The sequence below is a fragment of the Salinicola salarius genome (genome assembly GCF_003206135.1).
Classification (GTDB): Bacteria; Pseudomonadota; Gammaproteobacteria; order Pseudomonadales; family Halomonadaceae; genus Salinicola; species Salinicola salarius.
Genome location: NZ_PZJT01000001.1, coordinates 234,942 through 253,915, shown reverse-complemented (window position 1 = coordinate 253,915; position 18,974 = coordinate 234,942). Strand labels below are relative to the sequence as shown.

Annotated in this window: 15 protein-coding genes; 8 read left to right on the top strand and 7 right to left on the bottom strand. The window is 63.6% G+C overall.

The genetic code is table 11. The annotated features are described in order from the left end of the window. Positions 1-19: 19 nt before the first annotated feature. From DOM32_RS01095 to ehuR, 6 genes are all read right to left on the bottom strand, one after another. Positions 20-1,027: a LacI family DNA-binding transcriptional regulator gene (locus DOM32_RS01095; protein WP_208625275.1), complete on the bottom strand. Its 1,008-nt coding sequence runs from the start codon at positions 1,025-1,027 to the stop codon at positions 20-22. Between the two features lie 119 nt (positions 1,028-1,146). Next, the gene (locus tag DOM32_RS01090; protein WP_110630425.1) at positions 1,147-2,076 is read right to left on the bottom strand and encodes a LysO family transporter; all 930 of its coding nucleotides are present in this window, start codon (positions 2,074-2,076) and stop codon (positions 1,147-1,149) included. A gap of 133 nt (positions 2,077-2,209) precedes the next feature. Then, complete coding sequence (locus DOM32_RS01085) at positions 2,210-2,968, bottom strand: hypothetical protein (protein ID WP_110630423.1); 759 nt, start codon at positions 2,966-2,968, stop codon at positions 2,210-2,212. A 119-nt stretch (positions 2,969-3,087) separates the two neighbouring features. Beyond that, positions 3,088-5,517: a membrane-bound PQQ-dependent dehydrogenase, glucose/quinate/shikimate family gene (locus DOM32_RS01080; RefSeq protein WP_110630421.1), complete on the bottom strand. Its 2,430-nt coding sequence runs from the start codon at positions 5,515-5,517 to the stop codon at positions 3,088-3,090. Positions 5,518-5,617: 100 nt separating this feature from the next. After that, the gene (locus DOM32_RS01075) at positions 5,618-6,559 is read right to left on the bottom strand and encodes a 2-hydroxyacid dehydrogenase (RefSeq protein ID WP_110630419.1); all 942 of its coding nucleotides are present in this window, start codon (positions 6,557-6,559) and stop codon (positions 5,618-5,620) included. An 80-nt stretch (positions 6,560-6,639) separates the two neighbouring features. Continuing rightward, positions 6,640-8,046: a MocR-like ectoine utilization transcription factor EhuR gene (gene ehuR, locus DOM32_RS01070; protein ID WP_110630417.1), complete on the bottom strand. Its 1,407-nt coding sequence runs from the start codon at positions 8,044-8,046 to the stop codon at positions 6,640-6,642. Positions 8,047-8,242: 196 nt separating this feature from the next. Here ehuR and doeA point away from each other — a divergent pair, with 196 nt between their 5' ends. From doeA to DOM32_RS01035, 7 genes are all read left to right on the top strand, one after another. Continuing rightward, positions 8,243-9,442, top strand: coding sequence for an ectoine hydrolase DoeA (doeA, locus tag DOM32_RS01065; protein ID WP_071231394.1), 1,200 nt, complete (start codon positions 8,243-8,245; stop codon positions 9,440-9,442). Positions 9,443-9,629: 187 nt separating this feature from the next. Further along, a complete protein-coding gene (doeB, locus tag DOM32_RS01060; RefSeq protein WP_110630415.1) occupies positions 9,630-10,682 on the top strand; it encodes a N(2)-acetyl-L-2,4-diaminobutanoate deacetylase DoeB in 1,053 nt (350 codons plus the stop codon). Between the two features lie 120 nt (positions 10,683-10,802). Continuing rightward, positions 10,803-11,285 (top strand): Lrp/AsnC family transcriptional regulator, encoded by a 483-nt coding sequence (locus tag DOM32_RS01055; RefSeq protein ID WP_110630413.1) that lies wholly within the window; start codon positions 10,803-10,805, stop codon positions 11,283-11,285. 232 nt (positions 11,286-11,517) lie between these two features. Continuing rightward, complete coding sequence (locus tag DOM32_RS01050; RefSeq protein WP_110630411.1) at positions 11,518-12,981, top strand: NAD-dependent succinate-semialdehyde dehydrogenase; 1,464 nt, start codon at positions 11,518-11,520, stop codon at positions 12,979-12,981. A gap of 278 nt (positions 12,982-13,259) precedes the next feature. After that, positions 13,260-14,660 (top strand): aminotransferase, encoded by a 1,401-nt coding sequence (locus DOM32_RS01045; protein ID WP_110630409.1) that lies wholly within the window; start codon positions 13,260-13,262, stop codon positions 14,658-14,660. Between the two features lie 140 nt (positions 14,661-14,800). Next, positions 14,801-15,787 (top strand): hydroxyectoine utilization dehydratase EutB, encoded by a 987-nt coding sequence (eutB, locus tag DOM32_RS01040; RefSeq protein ID WP_110630407.1) that lies wholly within the window; start codon positions 14,801-14,803, stop codon positions 15,785-15,787. Positions 15,788-15,837: 50 nt separating this feature from the next. Beyond that, complete coding sequence (locus DOM32_RS01035) at positions 15,838-16,785, top strand: cyclodeaminase (RefSeq protein WP_110630405.1); 948 nt, start codon at positions 15,838-15,840, stop codon at positions 16,783-16,785. 51 nt (positions 16,786-16,836) lie between these two features. Here the strand turns inward: DOM32_RS01035 and zwf are convergent, their stop codons facing one another. Beyond that, the gene (gene zwf / locus DOM32_RS01030) at positions 16,837-18,423 is read right to left on the bottom strand and encodes a glucose-6-phosphate dehydrogenase (protein ID WP_208625274.1); all 1,587 of its coding nucleotides are present in this window, start codon (positions 18,421-18,423) and stop codon (positions 16,837-16,839) included. Positions 18,424-18,596: 173 nt separating this feature from the next. Between zwf and DOM32_RS01025 the strand changes: the two genes are divergently transcribed. Continuing rightward, a complete protein-coding gene (locus DOM32_RS01025; RefSeq protein ID WP_110630401.1) occupies positions 18,597-18,920 on the top strand; it encodes a YrhK family protein in 324 nt (107 codons plus the stop codon). The last annotated feature ends 54 nt before the right edge of the window (positions 18,921-18,974 follow it).

Below are 18,974 nucleotides of genomic sequence, written 5' to 3'. Positions count from 1 at the left end.
TCTGGAGGCGTGACGTCGGTCACAGACTACCGCCACGCCGAATCCGGAACCCCAGGTTCTCGCTGGAGGGTTGCAGCGGCGCGCCCTGAAGGCGTGCCAGCAGGCGCCTGGCGATGGTATCCCCAATGCAGCGCCGGGGTGTGACGACCGTCGCCAGCGGCGGCGCGGTCGCCTCGGTGATGTCCAGCCCGTTGAAGCCGGCCAGGGCCAGCTGATCCGGCACGTTCAGGCGGCGTCGCTGGCATTCGAACAGCGCCCCCGCGGCCAGGTCGTCGTTGCCGCAGAAGATGCCCTCCAGATCCGGCCAGCGCTCCAGCATGGAAGCCAGCATCTCTCCGCCCAGCCGATAGGAAGACGGATGCGGCGTCGTCAGGCAGCGCTCGGCCGATAGCCCCGCCTGGCGTATGGCCGCCTCCCACCCTGCCATGCGCAATTGCGCCCGATAATCCATGCGCGCCCCCAGGAAGCCGATCTTCCGGTGGCCCCGGTCGAGGAAGGCCTGCGTCATCGCCTTGCCAGCTTCGTGCTGATCGAGCCCGACATTGATATCCAGCGGCGTCTCGGTCAGCTCCAGCGTCTCGACCACCGGTACGCGAGCGCGGGTCAGCAGGCGGCAGGCGTGGTCGGTATGGCGGGTGCCGGGAAGAATCAGCGCCTCGACGCCGTAGCTCAAGTAGGTGTCGATCAGCCGTTCTTCCTCGAGGATCGAGTAGCCGGTATGGCCGATCAATACCTGATAGCCGGCCTGGCCCAGCCCCTCCTCGATCCCGCGCTGGATTTCCGAGAACACGGCGTTGGAGAGCGAGGGGATCAACAGCGCCACACTGTGCGACCGCCCGCTGGCCAGGGCGCCAGCGGAATGATTGGGGATATAGCCGAGTTCGTCGATGGCGGATTCGATGCGCAGTCGCAGCGCCGCGGAGACGAGATGCGGTTCGCGCAGAGCGCGCGATACCGTGATCTTGGTGACGCCGACACGGTCGGCAATGTGTTGAAGCGTCACGCGTCCTGAAGAACGACGTGGCATGGCGATCCCCGCAAATCGATTATTCTTCCGGTGTTACCGGTAACTTTCGGGGGAGATTATCATGCCGGAGTTGGCGAGTACCCTAAGCCCATGGTCGTAGAGAACGGCGTCAGCGCGGGTCAGAACGACAGCAGCAACAGAATCAGCGGCGGCGACAGCAGCGACAGCAGAAAGCCGCTGACGATCGCCAGCGGTACGCAGGTGATGCCGCCATATTGCTGGATCACCGGCAGGCTCACATCCATCGAAGTTGCCCCGCTATAGCCGATCGCCAGCGGCACGGCGCGCCGAATGAACAGCGGCACCAGCAGGAAGGCAAGCAGCTCGCGGGCCAGATCATTGAAGAAGGCCGCGCCGCCGAGCACCGGCCCGAGCTGGTCGCCGATCAGAATCCCCGACAGCGAATACCAGCCGAAACCGGCCGCCATCGCCATGCCCTGATTCCACGGCAATTGCAGCAGCGGCGCCGCGATCAGCCCCGCCAGCATCGAGCTCAGGAACACCGTCACCGCAATGGCCAGCCCCAGCCGGTTGAGCAGGATCTGGCGCAGCCCCAGCCCGGAATTGCGCAGCTGGCAGCCGATCAGGAAGAGCAGGGCGTAGAGCGCCCAGGTCGCCAGCGTTTCCGCCAGCGAGGCCAGGTGCCAGTCCAGAAACTGGGCGCCCGCGCCGAGACAGACGCCGAGAAGCACCACGCCCGCCAGCTGCAACGAGCCCAGCATCGCCTGCAGCTTGCCGGCGGGGGCAGCGCTGCCTTCGCCGTCCGTCAGCGATTTTCGACGGGCCAGCCGCCGGCGGGAAAGCCAGGCCAGCGCCAGCAGGTTGATCGGCGAGATCACCAGAAACAGCGTCAGCGCGGTCGTCCCGATGCGCGACAGCTGGCCGAGCAGATCCTCGAGCCCGCCGAGGCTGATGCCCATCAGCAGCAGGATCACGTAGACCGAGGCACTGACGCCGCGATCGATGGCCTGACGAATTCCCGTCTGCCGCACGGGAATGAGATAGCCCACGATCAACGGCAGCAATATCCATAACAGCCCCAGCAGCATGATTTCCCCCGAGCGAACCTGCAGCGCATCGGCAATGACGCGCCACGAAAAAACGGACGCCGATGAATCGGCGTCCGTGATTGGCTAAAGACTCTAGAGGATGTGGGATGAAGAGGGAAGAAGAGCTGAACGGTTATCGCTCGGCAGTGCTTCTTGCGACATCATCCACGGCGTCGCTCGGCCGATCCAGTGTCAGATCGGTCAACGTCAGGTGGCTGCGCGCTTCATCCTTCTTGATGTAGCGCATCTTCAGCAGCAGGCCCGGGATCTCGCGGTGGAAGGTGAAGTAGAGATGGCGGTCGCGCTTCTCCGGGTCCCAGGTGTCCACGGTAACGCCCGGAAACGTGCCGGCCGGCGTCTCGATATCGCTGCGATCGGTCACGCGATAGAAAAGCCGCTCCGTCTTGCCCTTGTGGTTCTGGTAGTCGAGCTCGCAGGGCGACACCTGAGGATTGGCACAGCGGGCGGCGGGCGCCTCGCTCGACAGCTCGAACAGGGCAGTCTGGCGATCCGGCAAGGCCTGCAACTGGTTCTTGTCCAGATGGTAGTCATCACCGATGCCGACCAGCGAATAGGCGCTGGTGTAGTCCAGCGCCTGCACCCGGTCGCCATCCAGTTGGAACTGGCCGCGTTCCTCGCCGCTGGCGACCTTGATGCTGGCGCGCATGTCGCTCTCCCATACCTCGCCGGGGGAGGAGACATCGCCCTGGCGCGACAGGGTATGAGTGATCGTCGCATCCGGCCAGCCGCTGATATCGAGCCGGTAGTGCGCCGTGAACGGGGTCGGCGCGGTCTGAGCGAAAGCGCCGTTGCTACCGAGCCATCCTGACAGCAGCGCAAACAACAGTATCGGCAGGTGCGGGAATACCGTACGCCGTACCAATCCGGGCATGAGTCTCTCCTGAAAAATCATTCAGCTTACAAGACGCGTAACGCCGGAGAAGGTTCCACAAAAAACGGGAGCCATCAGGCTCCCGCAAATCCGTCATTCCTTCGAGTGTATAAAGCGGCTCAATCGTTATCCGGCAACGCATAGGCGATGACATAGTCGCCGCGGTCCGGTGACTGGCGAGCGCCGCCGGCTGAGATGACGATGTACTGCTTGCCCGTTTCCGGCGAGACGTAGGACATCGGCGTCCCCTGACTCCCCACGGGTAGCCGGGCCTTCCAGACCAGTTCGCCGGTCGCGGAGTCGAAGGCACGCAGCCAGTTATCCTGAGTCGCAGCGAAGAATACCAGGCCACTCTGAGTGGTCATCGAACCGCCGATCGTCGGCATCCCGATGGGAATCGGTAGATGCATCTTTTGGCCGAAGAGCACTGTGTCCTGGACCGTACCCAGCGGCACCTCCCAGTTGACGCTGCGCGTTTTCATGTCGACAGCGGTCAGCGTGCCGAACGGCGGCTCCTGGCAGGGAATGCCAAGCGGGGACAGGAAGCGGTCCTTGGTCACCGAATAGGGCGTGCCTTTCAGCGGTACCGCACCCATGCCGGCATTGACCGATTCGTTACCGTCGGATGCCGCCGCGTTCGGATCCTGCTTCTGCATGTGAACGTAGAGGCCGAGACGCATGTCGTTGATGTATAACGTGTCGGAAGTCGGATCGTAGGAAACGCCACCCCAATTCATGCCGCCGAGCGAGCCCGGGAAGGAGAGCGAGTAGTCGGTATCCGGTGCCGTGTAGAGCCCGTTGTAGCGATAGCCCTTGAAGATGTAGCGGCACATCAGCTGGTCGAACGGCGTCGCACCCCACATGTCAGCTTCTTTCAGTGTCTGCGCGCCGATCTGCGGCATGCCCACGGAAAGCGGCTGCTTCAGGGCATAGTTCTCGCCGGGAATGGTCGCGGGCTTGACGTCCTTCTCGATCACCTTGGTCAGCGGCTTGCCGGTCAGGCGGTCCAGCACGAAGATCTGACCCGCTTTGGTGCCAAAGGTCAGCGCCGGTGTGGTCGAGCCATCTTCATTGGGGAAGTCGATCAGCGTCGGCTGCATCGGCACGTCGAAGTCCCACAGATCGTGATGAACGGTCTGGTAGACCCACTTTTCATTGCCCGTAGTCGCGTCGAGCGCCAGGATCGATGCGCCATACTTTTCGTCTTCCGGCGTTCGCTTCACGCCCCACAGGTCAATGGCGGCGTTGCCGACCGGCAGGAAAACGGTGTTGGACCAGGCGTCATAGGTCATCGGCGCCCACACGTTCGGCGTCGCCCGGGTATAGATCGAACCATCGGACGGGGCGTCACGATCTGAAGGATTGCCCGGGTCGAAGGCCCATTTCAGGTCACCCGTCATCACATCGAAGCCGCGAATCACGCCGCCGGGCATGTCCAGCGCTACGTTGTCGGCGACGCGACCGCCCACGACGACGGTACTGCCTGCCACCAGCGGCGGGGACGTCATCGAGTACAGCGGCGATTGCGCTGCACCCAGGTTCTGTTTCAGATCGATGGTACCGTTGTCGCCGAAGTTCGAGCAGAATTCGCCGGTGTCGGCATTCAGTGCTACCAGCTGTGCGTCGATGGTATTCATGAAGATACGACGCGGGCAGGCTTCGCCGGCCGCAACGGTAACTGACGTGACCTGTGTGGAGTTCGGTGCTTGCGGCTGCTTCAGCGCCTGATCGGCGTCGAAGTAGGCCAGACCGCGGCAACGTACCCAAGTCTTCGTGTCGGTCGGAAATTCGTGGCGCCACTGTTCCTCGCCCGTGGTGGCGTTGACCGAAATGACCGTATTGGACGCGGTGCAGAGGTACAGGGAATTACCCACCTGCAGCGGCGTGTTCTGGTCTTCCAGGCTCGAATCGCCGGAGCTTTTCGGCACTTCGCCGGTGTGGAACGTCCAGGCGACTTCCAGCTCGTCGACGTTGTCTCGGTTGATCTGGTCCAGTGCGGCGAAGCGGTTCTGGTCGCCGTTGCTGCCATATTGATCCCAGTTCTGCTGGCGCGTGGCATCGGTGACCGGCGTCTTGCCGGTAGCGGCAACGCTATTGTGGATGCCATGGGGCTGGAACATGCCCCATGTCATGCCGACGATAGCGACCAGCGCGACGCCGGCGGCACCAAGGCTGATGCCTTTGTTGGTCTGACGACCGGCCCGCTTCAGGATCAGTGGCTGAATCAGCAGCAGCACGAACAGCGCGCAGAGGAAGGTAAATATACGCGCGTGAAGCGCCCAGAAATCCAACCCTGCTTCCCAGAACGCCCAGATGACCGTGGCGATGAAGGCCAGCAGATAGATGGCCAAGGCCTTGGTGCCACCGCGGACGATTTCGATGCCCGTGGCGGCCAGCGCCAGGCCCATCAACAAGTAATACCAACTGCCTCCTCGCCCGATCAGCATGGCGCCGCCGATCGCGAGCCCTAGCCCTAATAGGGTGATAATGGCGCCGATCAGTATCAGCAAAGCGCTGACTGGCCGAGATACCCCATTTTTTCGACTCATCCCTCGAACCCCTCTGTAATAAGCATCGGAGATTTTACCTAAGACTAAAGTCTCAATCCACATTGTTAGCACGCTATTTTTATTGTTTTCCGATCTTAAGCTAATACCCCGCTTCAGGATCGATGGTTTCGACCGCCTTGCCCTTCGCCATCGCGTCCAGTGCGTCGGCGACCTGGTCGGCGGCGGCGCCGATCGGCGTCGGCCCGGCCATGTGCGGGGTGATCAGGATCCGAGGATGTCGCCATAGTGGGCTGTCCGCCGCCAGCGGTTCACTGGGGAAGGCGTCCAGCAGTGCGCCCCGTAGATGACCTTCGACTTCATCGTAGCCCTCTTTGCAGCCCAGTGCTTCGAGCAGGGCAGATTCGTCGATCAGGGTGCCGCGCCCCGGGTTGATCAGGCTGGCGCCGGCGGGGAGCTTGGCGAGATTGTCGCGGTTGACGATGTGGTGCGTGGCCGGCGTATCCGGCAGCAGGGTGACCAGCGTCTTGACCTGGCGCAGCAGGGTGTCGAGCCCGTCGTCGCCGTGATGGCAGCTGATACCGTCGATCCGCTTGGGTGAGCGGCTCCAGCCGTGGACGGGGTAGCCATCGGCGGCGAGCATCTGCGCGACACGGGTGCCGATCGCGCCGAGGCCCAGCACGCCGATAGGCCAGTCGGGCTTGCCGACGACCGGAACCTCGCGCCATTCGCTCGTCGCCTGCTGACGCCGGTAGCGATCGAAATCGCGCTGGAAATGCAGCACGCCATAGCGAGTATAGTCGCCGATCAGTTCGCCCATGCCGGCGTCGCGCAGCTTGACTATGGGGATCTCGCGGGGCAGCGACGGGTTCTGCAGCAAGGCGTCCACCCCGGCGCCCAGGTTGACGATGCCCTTGAGCGCCGTCTGTTCATCGAACACCGAGGCCGGCGGTTTCCAGGCGACCAGGTAATCCACCTGTGGGTTGCCGCTGTCCGCCGCGACGTGGAACTCGGCATTCGGCAGGCGTTCGAGCAGGATGTCGCGCCATTGCTCGGCGTCGTTGTGGTAGATCAGGACTCGCATCTGGGCTCCGTCGCCGTTGTCTTGTTGGAGCCGGTCATCATCGCAGGTTATGGGCGGCGAAAGAAATCGCCGCTCGCAGCTCAGTACGCGATCTCCAGCATCGGCGGCGGCGCTTCGCCCAGCAACTGGCTCAGTACGTCCAACCCGCTGGAAAGCCGGGCCAGATCCGGCTCCGCTCCCAGGCTGATGCGCACGCGACGCGGCATGGCGGACTGCTCGACCAGAAACGGCTGGGCTGTGGTGATGGCGACGCCTTCCTGGCGGGCCTGCTGCTGCAGTTCCTCGGCGCGCCACGGCTCCGGCAGCGTCAGCCACACATGCAGGCTGCTGGGGCGCGATTCGATGGCATGGCCCGCCAGCTTGCGCGCGGCCAGCGCCTGTCGTTCCGCCAGCAACTGGCGCTGTTCGTGGGCGAGCGTGTCGACCATGCCGTTGGCCAGCCAGTAATCCGCCAGCTCGAAGATCAGCGGGGTCGCCATCCAACTGGTGGCGCGAAGGCGCGGCAGGGTGTGATGCATCTGGCCGCGCGGCACGGTGAGATAACCGGCGCGCAGCCCGGGCACGGTCGACTTGGTCAGGCTGGTGACATGGAAACTCTGCTGGGGCAGGCGGGAGGTCAGGGACTTGAGGCCCGGCGGTTCCAGCAGCGCGTGAACGTCGTCCTCGATCAGCCAGATGTCGTGACGCAGCAGGATCTCGGCCACGGCGTCGCGACGGGCGTTCTCCATGGTCGCGCCGGTGGGATTGAGCTGGGTCGGCGTCAGGCAGACGGCACGCGGTCGGAATTTCACGATGGCTGCCTCCAGCGCTTCGGGGATGACGCCCTGCTCGTCGATCGCCACGCCGTGAAGCTGGAAGCCCAGCGTGCGCGCGAGCGCGATCAGGCCGTGGTCGGTCAGCGTCTCCGTCAGCACGACATCGCCGTGCTGGACGACCGTGGCGATCGCCAGCATCAGGCCGTGGGCGGCGCCGTTGCAGAGTAGCCGATCGTCGGCCTCGCCGGGCACGCCGAGGCGCTCCTTGAGCCAGGCGTTGGCGCGCTCTCGCTGATGCTGCAGGCCGGCGATCGGGCGGCAGGCGCCGATCACGTCGGCGTGGGCGGTCTCGGCGAGCTCCGCCAGCGCATCGCGAAAGCGCCGATGGTGGGAAGGCGGGCAGACCGGATGCGCGATCGACAGGTCGATGGGCGCCGCATCGGTGACCGCCGCCGGGGCGCGCAGGTATTCGTTCTCGGAATCGCCTTCGGCATCGCGAATCCAGGTGCCGCTGCCGACCCGGGCCTGCACCAGGCCGCTCTTCTCGGCCTGCTCGTAGGCGCGGGAAACCGTCTGCACGCTGACGCCCAGCGTCTCGGCGAGCTCGCGGTGCGTGGGCAGGCGCATACCGGGAGACAGCACGCCGTGGCGGACCGCTTCGGCGAGGGCGCGGGCGATGGAAAGATATTTGGGGCCGTGGCCGCCGAGGAAGGGCGTCAGATCGATTGTCATGATGCAATAAAGCCTTTGACGGCACGCTGAGCGACGATGCTACTATCGTCCTCGATGCATTGACCGATAATTGTCATGAATGTTGATAGTTAAATCATGACAATTTCACACCCGGTTGGCAAGCGGCAGGACACCCGGCACGATCCCCTCGACCGCCGATGTCCCTACAATTTGGTCCCGTTAGTCGAGTGGCTCCATGTTTCAGGTTTCTTTACCTTTCTCGCGTGAAGAGTACGCCAGTCGTTTGCACAAAGTGCGCGTTTCCATGGCGAGCCGCGGAATCGATGTTCTCGTCGTCAGCGATCCCTCCAACATGGGATGGCTGACGGGTTACGACGGTTGGTCGTTCTATGTGCATCAGTGTGTGCTGGTGGGTCTGGAAGGCGAGCCGGTCTGGTACGGCCGGCGTCAGGATGCCAACGGCGCCTGGCGCACCTGCTGGATGGACGCCGAACGCGTGCGCTACTACCCGGATTACTACGTCCAGAACCCGGACATGCATCCGATGGAATATCTGGCCCAGTCGGTGCTGCCGGAATATGGCTGGCATACCGGCAATGTCGGGCTGGAGATGGACAACTACTACTTCTCGGGCAAGGCCTACGTAAGCCTGCTCAAGGAGTTGCCGCATGCCCAACTGGTCGACGCCACGGCGCTGGTCAACTGGTGCCGTGCGATCAAGTCGCCGCAGGAAATCGCCTACATGCGCACGGCGGCGCGAATCGTCGAGTGCATGCATACGCGCATCCTCGAGATGATCGAGCCCGGCCTTGCCAAGAGCAAGCTGGTCTCCGAGATCTACCGGGTCGGCACCGAGGGCTGGACCGACGAGCACGGCACGGTCCACGGCGGCGATTATCCGGCGATCGTGCCGTTGCTGCCGACCGGCAGCGATGCCGCCGCGCCGCACCTGACCTGGGACGATACCCCGTTCCGCAAGGGCGAAGGGACGTTCTTCGAGATCGCTGGCTGCTACAAACGCTACCACGCGCCGCTGTCGCGGACCGTCTTCCTCGGCAAGCCGCCGCAGGACTTCATACGCGGCGAATCGGCCCTGCTCGAGGGGATCGACAACGGGCTGGCGGTGGCCAAGCCTGGCAACCGCTGCGCCGATATCGCGCTGGCGCTGGGCGCGGCGATGGACAAGTACGGCTTCGACCGGGGCGGCGCGCGCTGCGGCTATCCGATCGGGATCAGCTATCCACCGGACTGGGGCGAGCGCACCATGAGTCTGCGTCCCTCCGACGAGACGATCCTCGAACCCGGCATGACCTTCCACTTCATGCCCGGCATGTGGATGGACGACTGGGGGCTCGAGATCACCGAAAGTATCCTGATCACCGAAAACGGTGCCGAGCCGCTGTGCAATTTTCCGCGCCAGCTGTTCGTCAAGTAAGCCGCGTCAGCTGTTAGTCAAACAAGAACGTGCCGGGCGTTCGTGAAAGTCGATCGTGGAACAAGGCCAAACAGCGGGTCTGGAGCCCGCCACGAATCCGGCCCGCCCGGCTATTTTGCTACCTTTCAATGACGCGCCTGCAGCGATCCGCCAGGGCGCGTCATCCGCTTCATTGAGGAGATTTCGCATGTCCGCAACCTTGCGTCCCAGCCCGATCAGCGCCACCGTCGACTTCGATGCCCAGGGCGTTCAGCACGGTTTTCTCAAGCTGCCGATCTCGGTCGACGAGTCGGCCTGGGGCGCGGTAATGATCCCGATCACCGTAGTCGCCAACGGCGAAGGCCCGACGGCGCTGCTGACCGGCGGCAACCACGGCGACGAGTACGAGGGCATCACCTCGCTGCTCAAACTCGCCAGCACGCTGGAGGCGAAGGACGTGCGCGGTCGCGTGATCATCGTGCCGATGATGAACACGCCGGCGGCGGAGGCGGGCAAGCGGACCTCGCCGCTGGATGGCGGCAACCTCAATCGCAGCTTCCCCGGCGATCCCAACGGCGGCGTCACCTCGCAGATCGCCGACTATTTCAACCGGGTGCTGGTGCCGATGTGCGACGTGGCGCTGGATCTGCACTCCGGCGGCCGCACGCTGGATATCGTGCCGTTCGCCGCCGCGCACCGGCTCGACGATCTCACCCAGGAGAACGCGAGCCTGGCCGGCGCGGTCGCCTTCGGCGCGCCCTACGCGATGATGATGTTCGAACTCGACGCCACCAAACTCTATGACACCGCGGTGGAGTCCCAGGGCAAGACCTTCGTCACCACCGAGCTGGGCGGTGGCGGCACCTCGACGCCGGAAAGCCTGGCCGTGACCGAGCGCGGGGTGCGCAACTTTTTGACTCATTACGGTTTGATCGCCGGCGAGATCGAGAAGCCGACGGAGCCGATGATCTACGTCGATATGCCGGACGCCAGCTGTTACGTCCAGAGCGAGCACTCCGGCCTGCTGGAATTGACGCTGTCGCTGGGCGATCGTGTCGAGAAGGGCGAAGTGATCGCCCGGGTCTATGACATGACGCGCACCGGCGCCGCGCCGGTCGAATACCGCGCCCAGCGCGACGGCATTCTCATCGCCCGGCGATTCCCGGCCAAGGTCGGGATGGGCGATACCATCGCCGTGGTGGCGGAAGTGGTCGAATCACTGGAACGTGCTCAAAACCAGACCCAGACCAAACGCCAATGAGCGACGGTCAGACGAGGCGAGCGCTGTTGAAAGAGCGGAGTTTACGAGGGGTAAATGAGCATTTTGAAACAGCGCTCAACGATGTATGGCCGAGCGTAATCAGTTTGGATGGTGTCTGGTATGAAGCTTGATCGCTACGATTTCAAAATCCTCGAGATCCTCAGTCGCGACGGCCGCATCACCAAGTCGCGGCTGGCGGAGGCGATCAGCCTCTCCGTCAGCCCGTGCTGGGAGCGGGTCAAGCGGCTGGAGAAAGCCGGGATCATCGAGGGCTACAGCGCTCGTATCAATCCCGACGCCATCGTCAAGCGTACGCCGGTGTGGGTGCAGATCGAGCTCAAGCAGCATAACGCCGAGAGCTTCGCCCGCTTCGAGCGCATGGTGGCGGAGACCGACGCCGTGGCCGAGTGCGTCGCGGTGGGTGGCGGCGTCGACTACCTGGTCAAGATCGCCGCCGATAGCATCGACGCCTATCAGCGCCTGATCGATGCCTGGCTCGTCTCCGATCTGGGTATCGAGCGCTACTTCACCTATATCGTCACCAAGACGGTCAAGCGCGAAGGGCCGCCGGCATTATCCGGATCGAATGAATCGCTTATCTGAAATCGGATGACAATGAGCCCGGCCTTGGCCGGGCTCATTGGTTCTTGCCCTATATCCCGCCAAAAAAACCGCAACTCCTGGCCGGGCTTTCGAAAGAAAGCGTGCCGCTGATCGGTCGAGACAAAAAAATTCCGCGTCGCCGAATCGATACCATGATCGTACTCGCAGGATAGGCCACTTGTTCTGCCCCACCGCCGATAGCCTTTTTTGTCCAGAGCCAGCAGGAGGCGATATGAAACTCAACGATCCCCGGCTTTTCCGCCAGTATGCCTACGTCGATGGCAAATGGACCCACGGTAGCGAGGGCCGCGAGGAAGCGGTCGTCGATCCCGCCACCGGAGAAACCCTGGGCCATTGCGCCCTGCTCGAAGCGGCACAGATCACCGACACGGTGACGGCGGCCGAGAACGCCTTCGCCGAATGGCGGGCGATCAACGTCCACGAGCGGGCCGAGAAGCTCAACGCCTGGTATCGCCTGCTGCACGAACACAAGGAGGACCTGGCGCTGCTGATGACCCGCGAACAGGGCAAGCCGCTCGCCGATGCCCGCGGTGAAGTGGATTACGGCGCCAGCTTCATTCAGTGGTTCGCCGAGGAGGCCAAGCGCGCCTACGGCGTGACCATTCCCAGCCATATTCCCAACGCGGCGCTGGGCACGATCAAGGAACCCGTCGGGGTCTCCGCGATGTTCACGCCGTGGAACTTCCCGCTGGCGATGATCACCCGCAAGGCCGGTGCCGCGCTGGCGGCGGGCTGCCCGGTCATCGTCAAGCCGGCCAACGAGACGCCATACTCCGCGCTGGCACTGGCGGAGCTGGCCGAACGGGCCGGGATTCCGGCGGGCGTGTTCAACGTCGTCACCGGCGATCCGGCGACCGTGTCCGAAGTGCTGTGCAACGACAATCGCATCCGCAACATCTCGTTCACCGGCTCGACCCGCGTTGGCAAGTTGCTGATGCGCCAGAGCTCGTCCAGCGTCAAGCGCATGTCGCTGGAGCTGGGCGGCAATGCGCCGTTCATCGTCTGCGACGACATGGACCCGGAAGCCGCGGCGAAGGAAGCGGTCGCCGCCAAGTTCCAGACCGCCGGCCAGGACTGCCTCGCCGCCAACCGCATCTTCGTTCACCGCAAGATCTACGACGCCTTCGTCGATCGCTTCGTGGCGCACATGCAGGCGCTGAAGGTCGGCAACGGCCTCGAGGAGAACGACATCGGGCCGCTGATTCACAAGCGGGCGGTGGACATGGCCAAGGGTATCGTCGAGGACGGTATCAGCAAAGGGGCGCGCCAACTGGGCGGAGAGGGCCAGGCGCCCGGCGAGAACTTCTTCATGCCGACGCTGCTGGCCGACATCACGCCGGAGATGCGCGTGTTCCGCGAGGAGACCTTCTCGCCGGTCGCAGGCGTCTGTGCGTTCGACGATGACGACGAGGTCCTCCGGCTCGCCAACGATACCGAGTACGGGCTGGCCGCCTATGTCTATACCCACGACGTGCGCCGGATCTGGAAGCTGATGCGCGGACTCGAGTACGGCATGGTCAGCGTCAACAGCGTCAAGATGACCGGCGCGCCAATCCCGTTCGGCGGCGTCAAGCAGTCCGGCCTCGGCCGTGAGGGCGGTGCGGCGGGGCTCGACGAGTATCTCGACACGAAGTACTACTGTCTGGGTAATATGCCGTCGGCCAGCTCTTCCTAGGGGAGACGGCTGCGCGTCGCTCTGACGGTGTCGCGACCACCCTCGCCATGCTCATTGGCTAAAGCCAACTGCGCTGGCTCCGGTGGTCGCTCCTGGTCAGAGGCTAGCTCGCTCGTCTCCTCAGCCAACGTGCAATCAACTAGCTTCGAAATAAAGTGTTAGACGCGGGTATGACACAAGGATCGCTCCGATCGCTGCGCCCGCCCGGATTGTTGCCGTTCCCGACAACGCTCGATAGTGCGAGCACGGCAGCATCCCTTTTTCGGTAAGGAAATCGTATGACCGATACTTGTACCCTGATCGACAACGATCGCCGCCACGTTTTCCATGCGTCCACCCATCTGCGCGATTACGCTCAGGGCGATGCGCCGGGGCGCGTCATCACCGGTGGCAAGGGAATCTCCATCGTCGATCGCGATGGCCGCGAGATGATCGATGCCTTCGCCGGGCTCTATTGCGTCAACATCGGCTACGGGCGCACCGAGATCGCCGAGGCGATCTACGCCCAGGCCAAGGAACTGGCGTACTACCACACCTATGTCGGCCACTCCAACGAGCCGCTGATCGCGCTCTCAGAGCGAATCGCCAAGCTCGCCGGCAACGGCTTGAACAAGGTCTACTACGGCCTCTCCGGCAGCGACGCCAACGAGACCCAGATCAAGCTGGTTCGCTACTACCACAACGTCATCGGCCAGCCGAAGAAGAAAAAGATCATCGCGCGCCAGCGTGGCTATCACGGCTCCAGCATCGCTGCCGGTTCGCTCACCGGCCTGCCGGCGTTCCACCAGCATTTCGATCTGCCGATCGACGGCGTGCTGCATACCAAGGCGCCTTATTACTATCGGCGCGAGCGCGGCGACATGAGCGAGCGCGAATTCTCCGCCTACTGCGCCCAGCAGCTCGAAGCGATGATCCAGCGCGAAGGGCCGGACACCATCGGCGCCTTCATCGGCGAGCCGGTGCTGGGAACCGGTGGCATCATTCCGCCGCCGGAAGGCTACTGGGACGAGATTCAGGCCGTGCTCAAGCGCCACGACATCCTGCTGATCTGCGATGAAGTGGTCAGTGGCTTCGGCCGTCTGGGCAGCGAATTCGGCTTCCAGCACTACGGCATCCAGCCGGATCTGGTGACCATCGCCAAGGGGCTGACCAGCGCCTACCAGCCGCTTTCCGGCGTGATCGTCGGCGAACGGGTATGGAAAGTGCTGGAAGACGGCACCGGCGAATATGGCCCGATCGGCCACGGCTGGACCTACTCCGGCCACCCGCTGGGCGCCGCCGCCGCGATGGCCAACCTGGACATCATCGAACGCGAGAACCTGGTGGGCAACGCCACCGAAACCGGCGCCTACTTCAACGCCCAGCTCAAGAAGACCTTCGGCGAGCATCCGCTGGTCGGTGATGTCCGCGGCGAAGGGCTGATGGCCGCGCTGGAATTCGCGCCCACCAAGGGCGAATACACGCCGTTCGAGCCGTCGCTCAAGGTCGGCGCGCGCGTTGCCGCCGCAGCGCTGGAAGAGAACCTGATCGCTCGCGCCATGCCCAACGGCGACATCCTCGGCTTCGCGCCGCCGCTGGTGATCGACCGCGGCCAGGTTGACGAAGTGATCGCCCGCGCCAAGCGTGCCATCGACAAGGTGACCGACGAGCTGACGCGTAGCGGTGATCTCAAGGGCTAAGTCGAAGCCATCGCCACATCGTCTTGCCATAGCCACATCGTCTTGCCATAGCCATATCATCTTGATGACACGACAAGCCTGCGGCAGGGTGGAGAGATCCACTCTGCCGCACTTGTCTTACCAACCGGGATTCCCCAACGATGTCCGACCCCGTCACGCTTCATGACATCTACCTGGCCCGAAGCCGTATCGCCGGCCAGGCAATGCGCACGCCGCTGATTCTCTCCCAGAGCCTGTCGGCGAGATTCGATGCCGAAGTCTATCTGAAACTCGAGACGCTGCAGCCGAGCGGGGCGTTCAAGCTCAGGGGCGCGCTCAACAAGATCGCGTCGCTGTCGCCCGCGCAGCTCGAGCGCGGCGTGACCACGGCCTCCACCGGCAATCACGGTCGCGCGGTGGCGTGGGCCGCGAAGCGTCTCGGTGCCCGCGCGATCATCTGCGTCTCCGAACTGGTGCCGGCCAACAAGGTGGCCGCCATCGAGGCGCTGGGCGCCGAAGCCCGCGTGATCGGCCGTTCCCAGGACGATGCTTTCGTCGAGGCACGACGGCTGGTGAGCGAGGAGGGCATGGCGCTGATCGAGCCCTTCGACGATCCGTTGATCGCGGCCGGCCAGGGCACCATCGGCCTCGAACTGATGGAAGATCTTCCCGAATTGGACCGGGTGCTGATCGGGCTCTCTGGCGGCGGCCTGCTGGGCGGCATCGGTCGCGCGGTGAAGGGCATCAATCCGAAGGTACGAGTCACCGGCGTGAGCATGCTCGTGGGCGCGGCGATGATCGAGAGCCTGGCCGCCGGCAAGCCCGTCGAGGTCGAGGAGGAGGCATCGCTGGCGGATTCGCTGGGCGGCGGGATCGGTCTCGACAACCGCTGCACCTTCGAGCTGGTCCGCGAGGTGATGGACGATCACCACCAGGTCTCGGAAGCGGCCATTGCCCGCGCCATGCTTCATTTCTTCGAGCAGGAGAAGATGCTGGTCGAAGGCGCTGCGGTGGTCGGGCTCGCCGCCATCGAAGAGCACACCATCGATATCCGTGGCGAAAAGGTGGCGCTAATCGTCTCGGGCAATGGTGTGGATGCCGAGACGTTGATGCGGGCGAGGACACTGATCGACTATCCGGAACGCTGAAGGTCCGGACAACAAACGAATTCGAACGAATGGAATCAGGAGCCACTGCGATGGAACTCTACAACCGCGAACAGATTCAGAACGTCGTCACGCTCGATCATGCCGCTCTTGAAGCCGTCGAAGCCGGCTTTCGCGCGCTGGGCGAGGGCAATGTCGTCCAGCCGCCAATTCTGTCGATGGCAATCGAGGAGGCCAACGGCGAGGTCGACGTCAAGACTGCACATATCAAGGGCAACTCGCGCTTCGCGATCAAGGTCAGCCCGGGCTTCTTCGACAATCCGAAACTGGGGCTGCCGAGCCTCAACGGCCTGATGATTGTGTTCTCGGCGAAGACCGGGCTGGTCGAGGCGGTGCTGTTCGACGAAGGCTATCTCACCGATATTCGCACCGCGCTGGCCGGGGCCATCGCCGCGAAGCATCTTTCCCGCGCCGACAGCAAGCGCGTCACCGTGCTGGGGGCCGGGTTGCAGGCGGAACTGCAGGTCGCCGCGCTCAAGCTGGTACGAGACATCGACACGCTGGATGTCTGGGCGCGGGACGTGAAGAAGACCGAAGCCTACGCGGCGCGGATGCAGCAAACGTACGGGCTGACCGTGGCGGTGCATACCGATATCGCCGACGCCTGCCGCGAAGCGGACATCGTCGTCACTACCACGCCGTCGCGGGAGCCGCTGTTGAGCGGCGAGCATCTGCGCGCGGGCGTCCATGTCACCGCCATGGGCTCCGATAGCCCGGAGAAGCGCGAACTCGATAGTTCGGTGCTGGAGCGGGCCGATCATTTCGTCGCCGATACCCGCACCCAGAGCGAGAGCAACGGTGAGCTCAAGGCCTACGCCGGCCACCAGCCGCCGTTCACTGTCAACGAGCTGGGCAAGGTGATCGCGTCCGGCAAGAGCCTGCGCACGACGGACTCGCAGATTACCGTCTGCGATCTCACCGGTACCGGCGTGCAGGACACCGCCATCGCCGGGTTTGCGCTGGGACGGCTGGTGTCCTGAGACGTTCGAAAGGCGTGTGAAGCGCTCGGCGGCTTCGCCGAGCGCCGCAGTTCATGACGCCGGCTTTTCGCTACGCTTCGGCACTGGCGCCACGCCGGGACCGGTGGGTTCGCCGACCTTGTGCCATAGGCGGCCGTCGCGCTGGATCAGTTCGTGGGCACCGCTGGGACCGTCGGTGCCGGCGGGGTAGCCTTCGATCCCGGGCTCACGGGACCAGGCCTCCAGAAACGGCTGCACGGCGCGCCAGCCGTTCTCGATGGTGTCGGCGCGCTGGAACAGCATCTGATCGCCGGTCAGGCAGTCGTAGATCAAGGTCTCGTAGCCGGTGACCGCCGGCAGGTCGAAGAAATCCTTGTAGGCGAAGCCCATCTTGACCGTATCCATGGCGAGTTCCGGCCCCGGTCTTTTGGCCTGGAAGTCGAACCACATGCCTTCGTTGGGCTGGATCTGGATGATCAGCCAGTTGGAGGCCATCCGCTCCACGTCGGTATTGCGAAACTGCGCGTAGGGCGCCGGCTTGAAGCAGATCGCGATCTCGGTATCCCGCGCGCTCATGCGCTTGCCGGTCCGCAGATAGAACGGCACGCCGATCCAGCGCCAGTTGTCGACCATCACTTTCATGGCGACGAAGGTTTCGGTCCGGCTGTCGGCGTCGACGCCTGGCTCCTCGAGGTAGCCGGGCACCTCACGATCGCCCAGCTTGCCGGCCTCGTAGCGTCCGCGCGCCGAGTTGTGAGCGGCCTCTTCCATCGTCCAGGGGCGAATGGCGCCCAGCACCTTCGACTTCTCGCTGCGCAGGGCATCGGCGCCGAACGCGGCCGGGGGTTCGATGGCGACCATGGCAAGCAACTGGAACAGGTGATTGGGCACCATGTCGCGCATGGCCCCGGCCTTGTCGTAGAAAGCGGCCCGCTCTTCGACGCCGACCGTTTCCGCGGCGGTGATCTGGATATGGTCGATGTAGTGATTGTTCCAGAATGGTTCGAACAGCACGTTGGCGAAGCGGGCGACGAGGATGTTCTGAACCGTCTCCTTGCCGAGAAAATGATCGATCCGGTAGATCTGGTCTTCCCGCATCACGTCGAGCAGCTCGGCATTCAATGCCTGGGCCGATTCGAGATCGTGGCCGAACGGCTTTTCGACGATGACCCGGCGGTAGTTTCCGCCTTGCTCCGTCAGTAATCCGGCCTGGCCCAGTTGCCTGGCGATCTCGCCAAAGAAGCGGGACGCGGTCGCGCAATAGAAGATCGCATTGCCGCTGTCGGATGACGCAATCGCGTCCTCGATCTGGCGGTAAATCGCCTCGTCGGTGAAGTCGCCCTGCAGATAATGGAGCCGCTGCTCGAATTCGCTCCAGCGCGATTCGTCCAGTGCGCTGCCGCGGCCTTCCGAGTGGTGATCGGCGGCCTTGTCGGCAATGAACTGCTTGAGATGGGCGCGAAATCCCGCGTCGTCATGCTCGGCGAGATCGACGCCGACGATCCGCATGTCGGGATCGATCAGCTGATCCCGGTCCAGATTGTAGAGCGAAGGAATCAGCAGCCGTTTCACCAGATCGCCGCCGGCACCGAAGACGAACATCGTGGTGTTGTCGGCCGCTGGCGTCTGCTCGTACTGCGCTTGCATCGAATGGGACACGGACTTTCACCTCTTCATGTCGGTTGCCGGAGCAGGTCGTCTCGTTCGACTTCATCATGGAAGACAATCCGCACGGGAGCCAGTGAATCCGCTTCGAGCCGGGCGCTGCCTTTGCGGAGCACGGTGGGCTGAACCAGAATGTCGTGATCAATCTCGAAGGGAGCGAAAGTGACATGAACGAGAGGACACGACAGCGTGACGCCCATTCAAACAGCGCCAATGAACCACTGACTCTTCACTTCGGCCGGGATGAGCTGGTCATTCGCCAGCGCTATGAAGTCGTGAGCATCGTCAACGATATTCTGATCGGTATCTGGTTCGTGATCGGCAGCATTTTCTTCTTCTACGACTCCCTGACGTATGCCGGTACCTGGCTGTTCGTGATCGGCAGTATCGAGATGTTGATTCGTCCGGTCATTCGCCTGCTTCGGCGCCTGCACCTGCAGCGCATGAACGCCGCATCGCCCTCTCCGTCCGAGGCCGAGCATGATTTCTGACGTGCTGAAAGTCACTACATCCTTCCGGTAGCGACGTTGCGCGCTTTTCAGGAC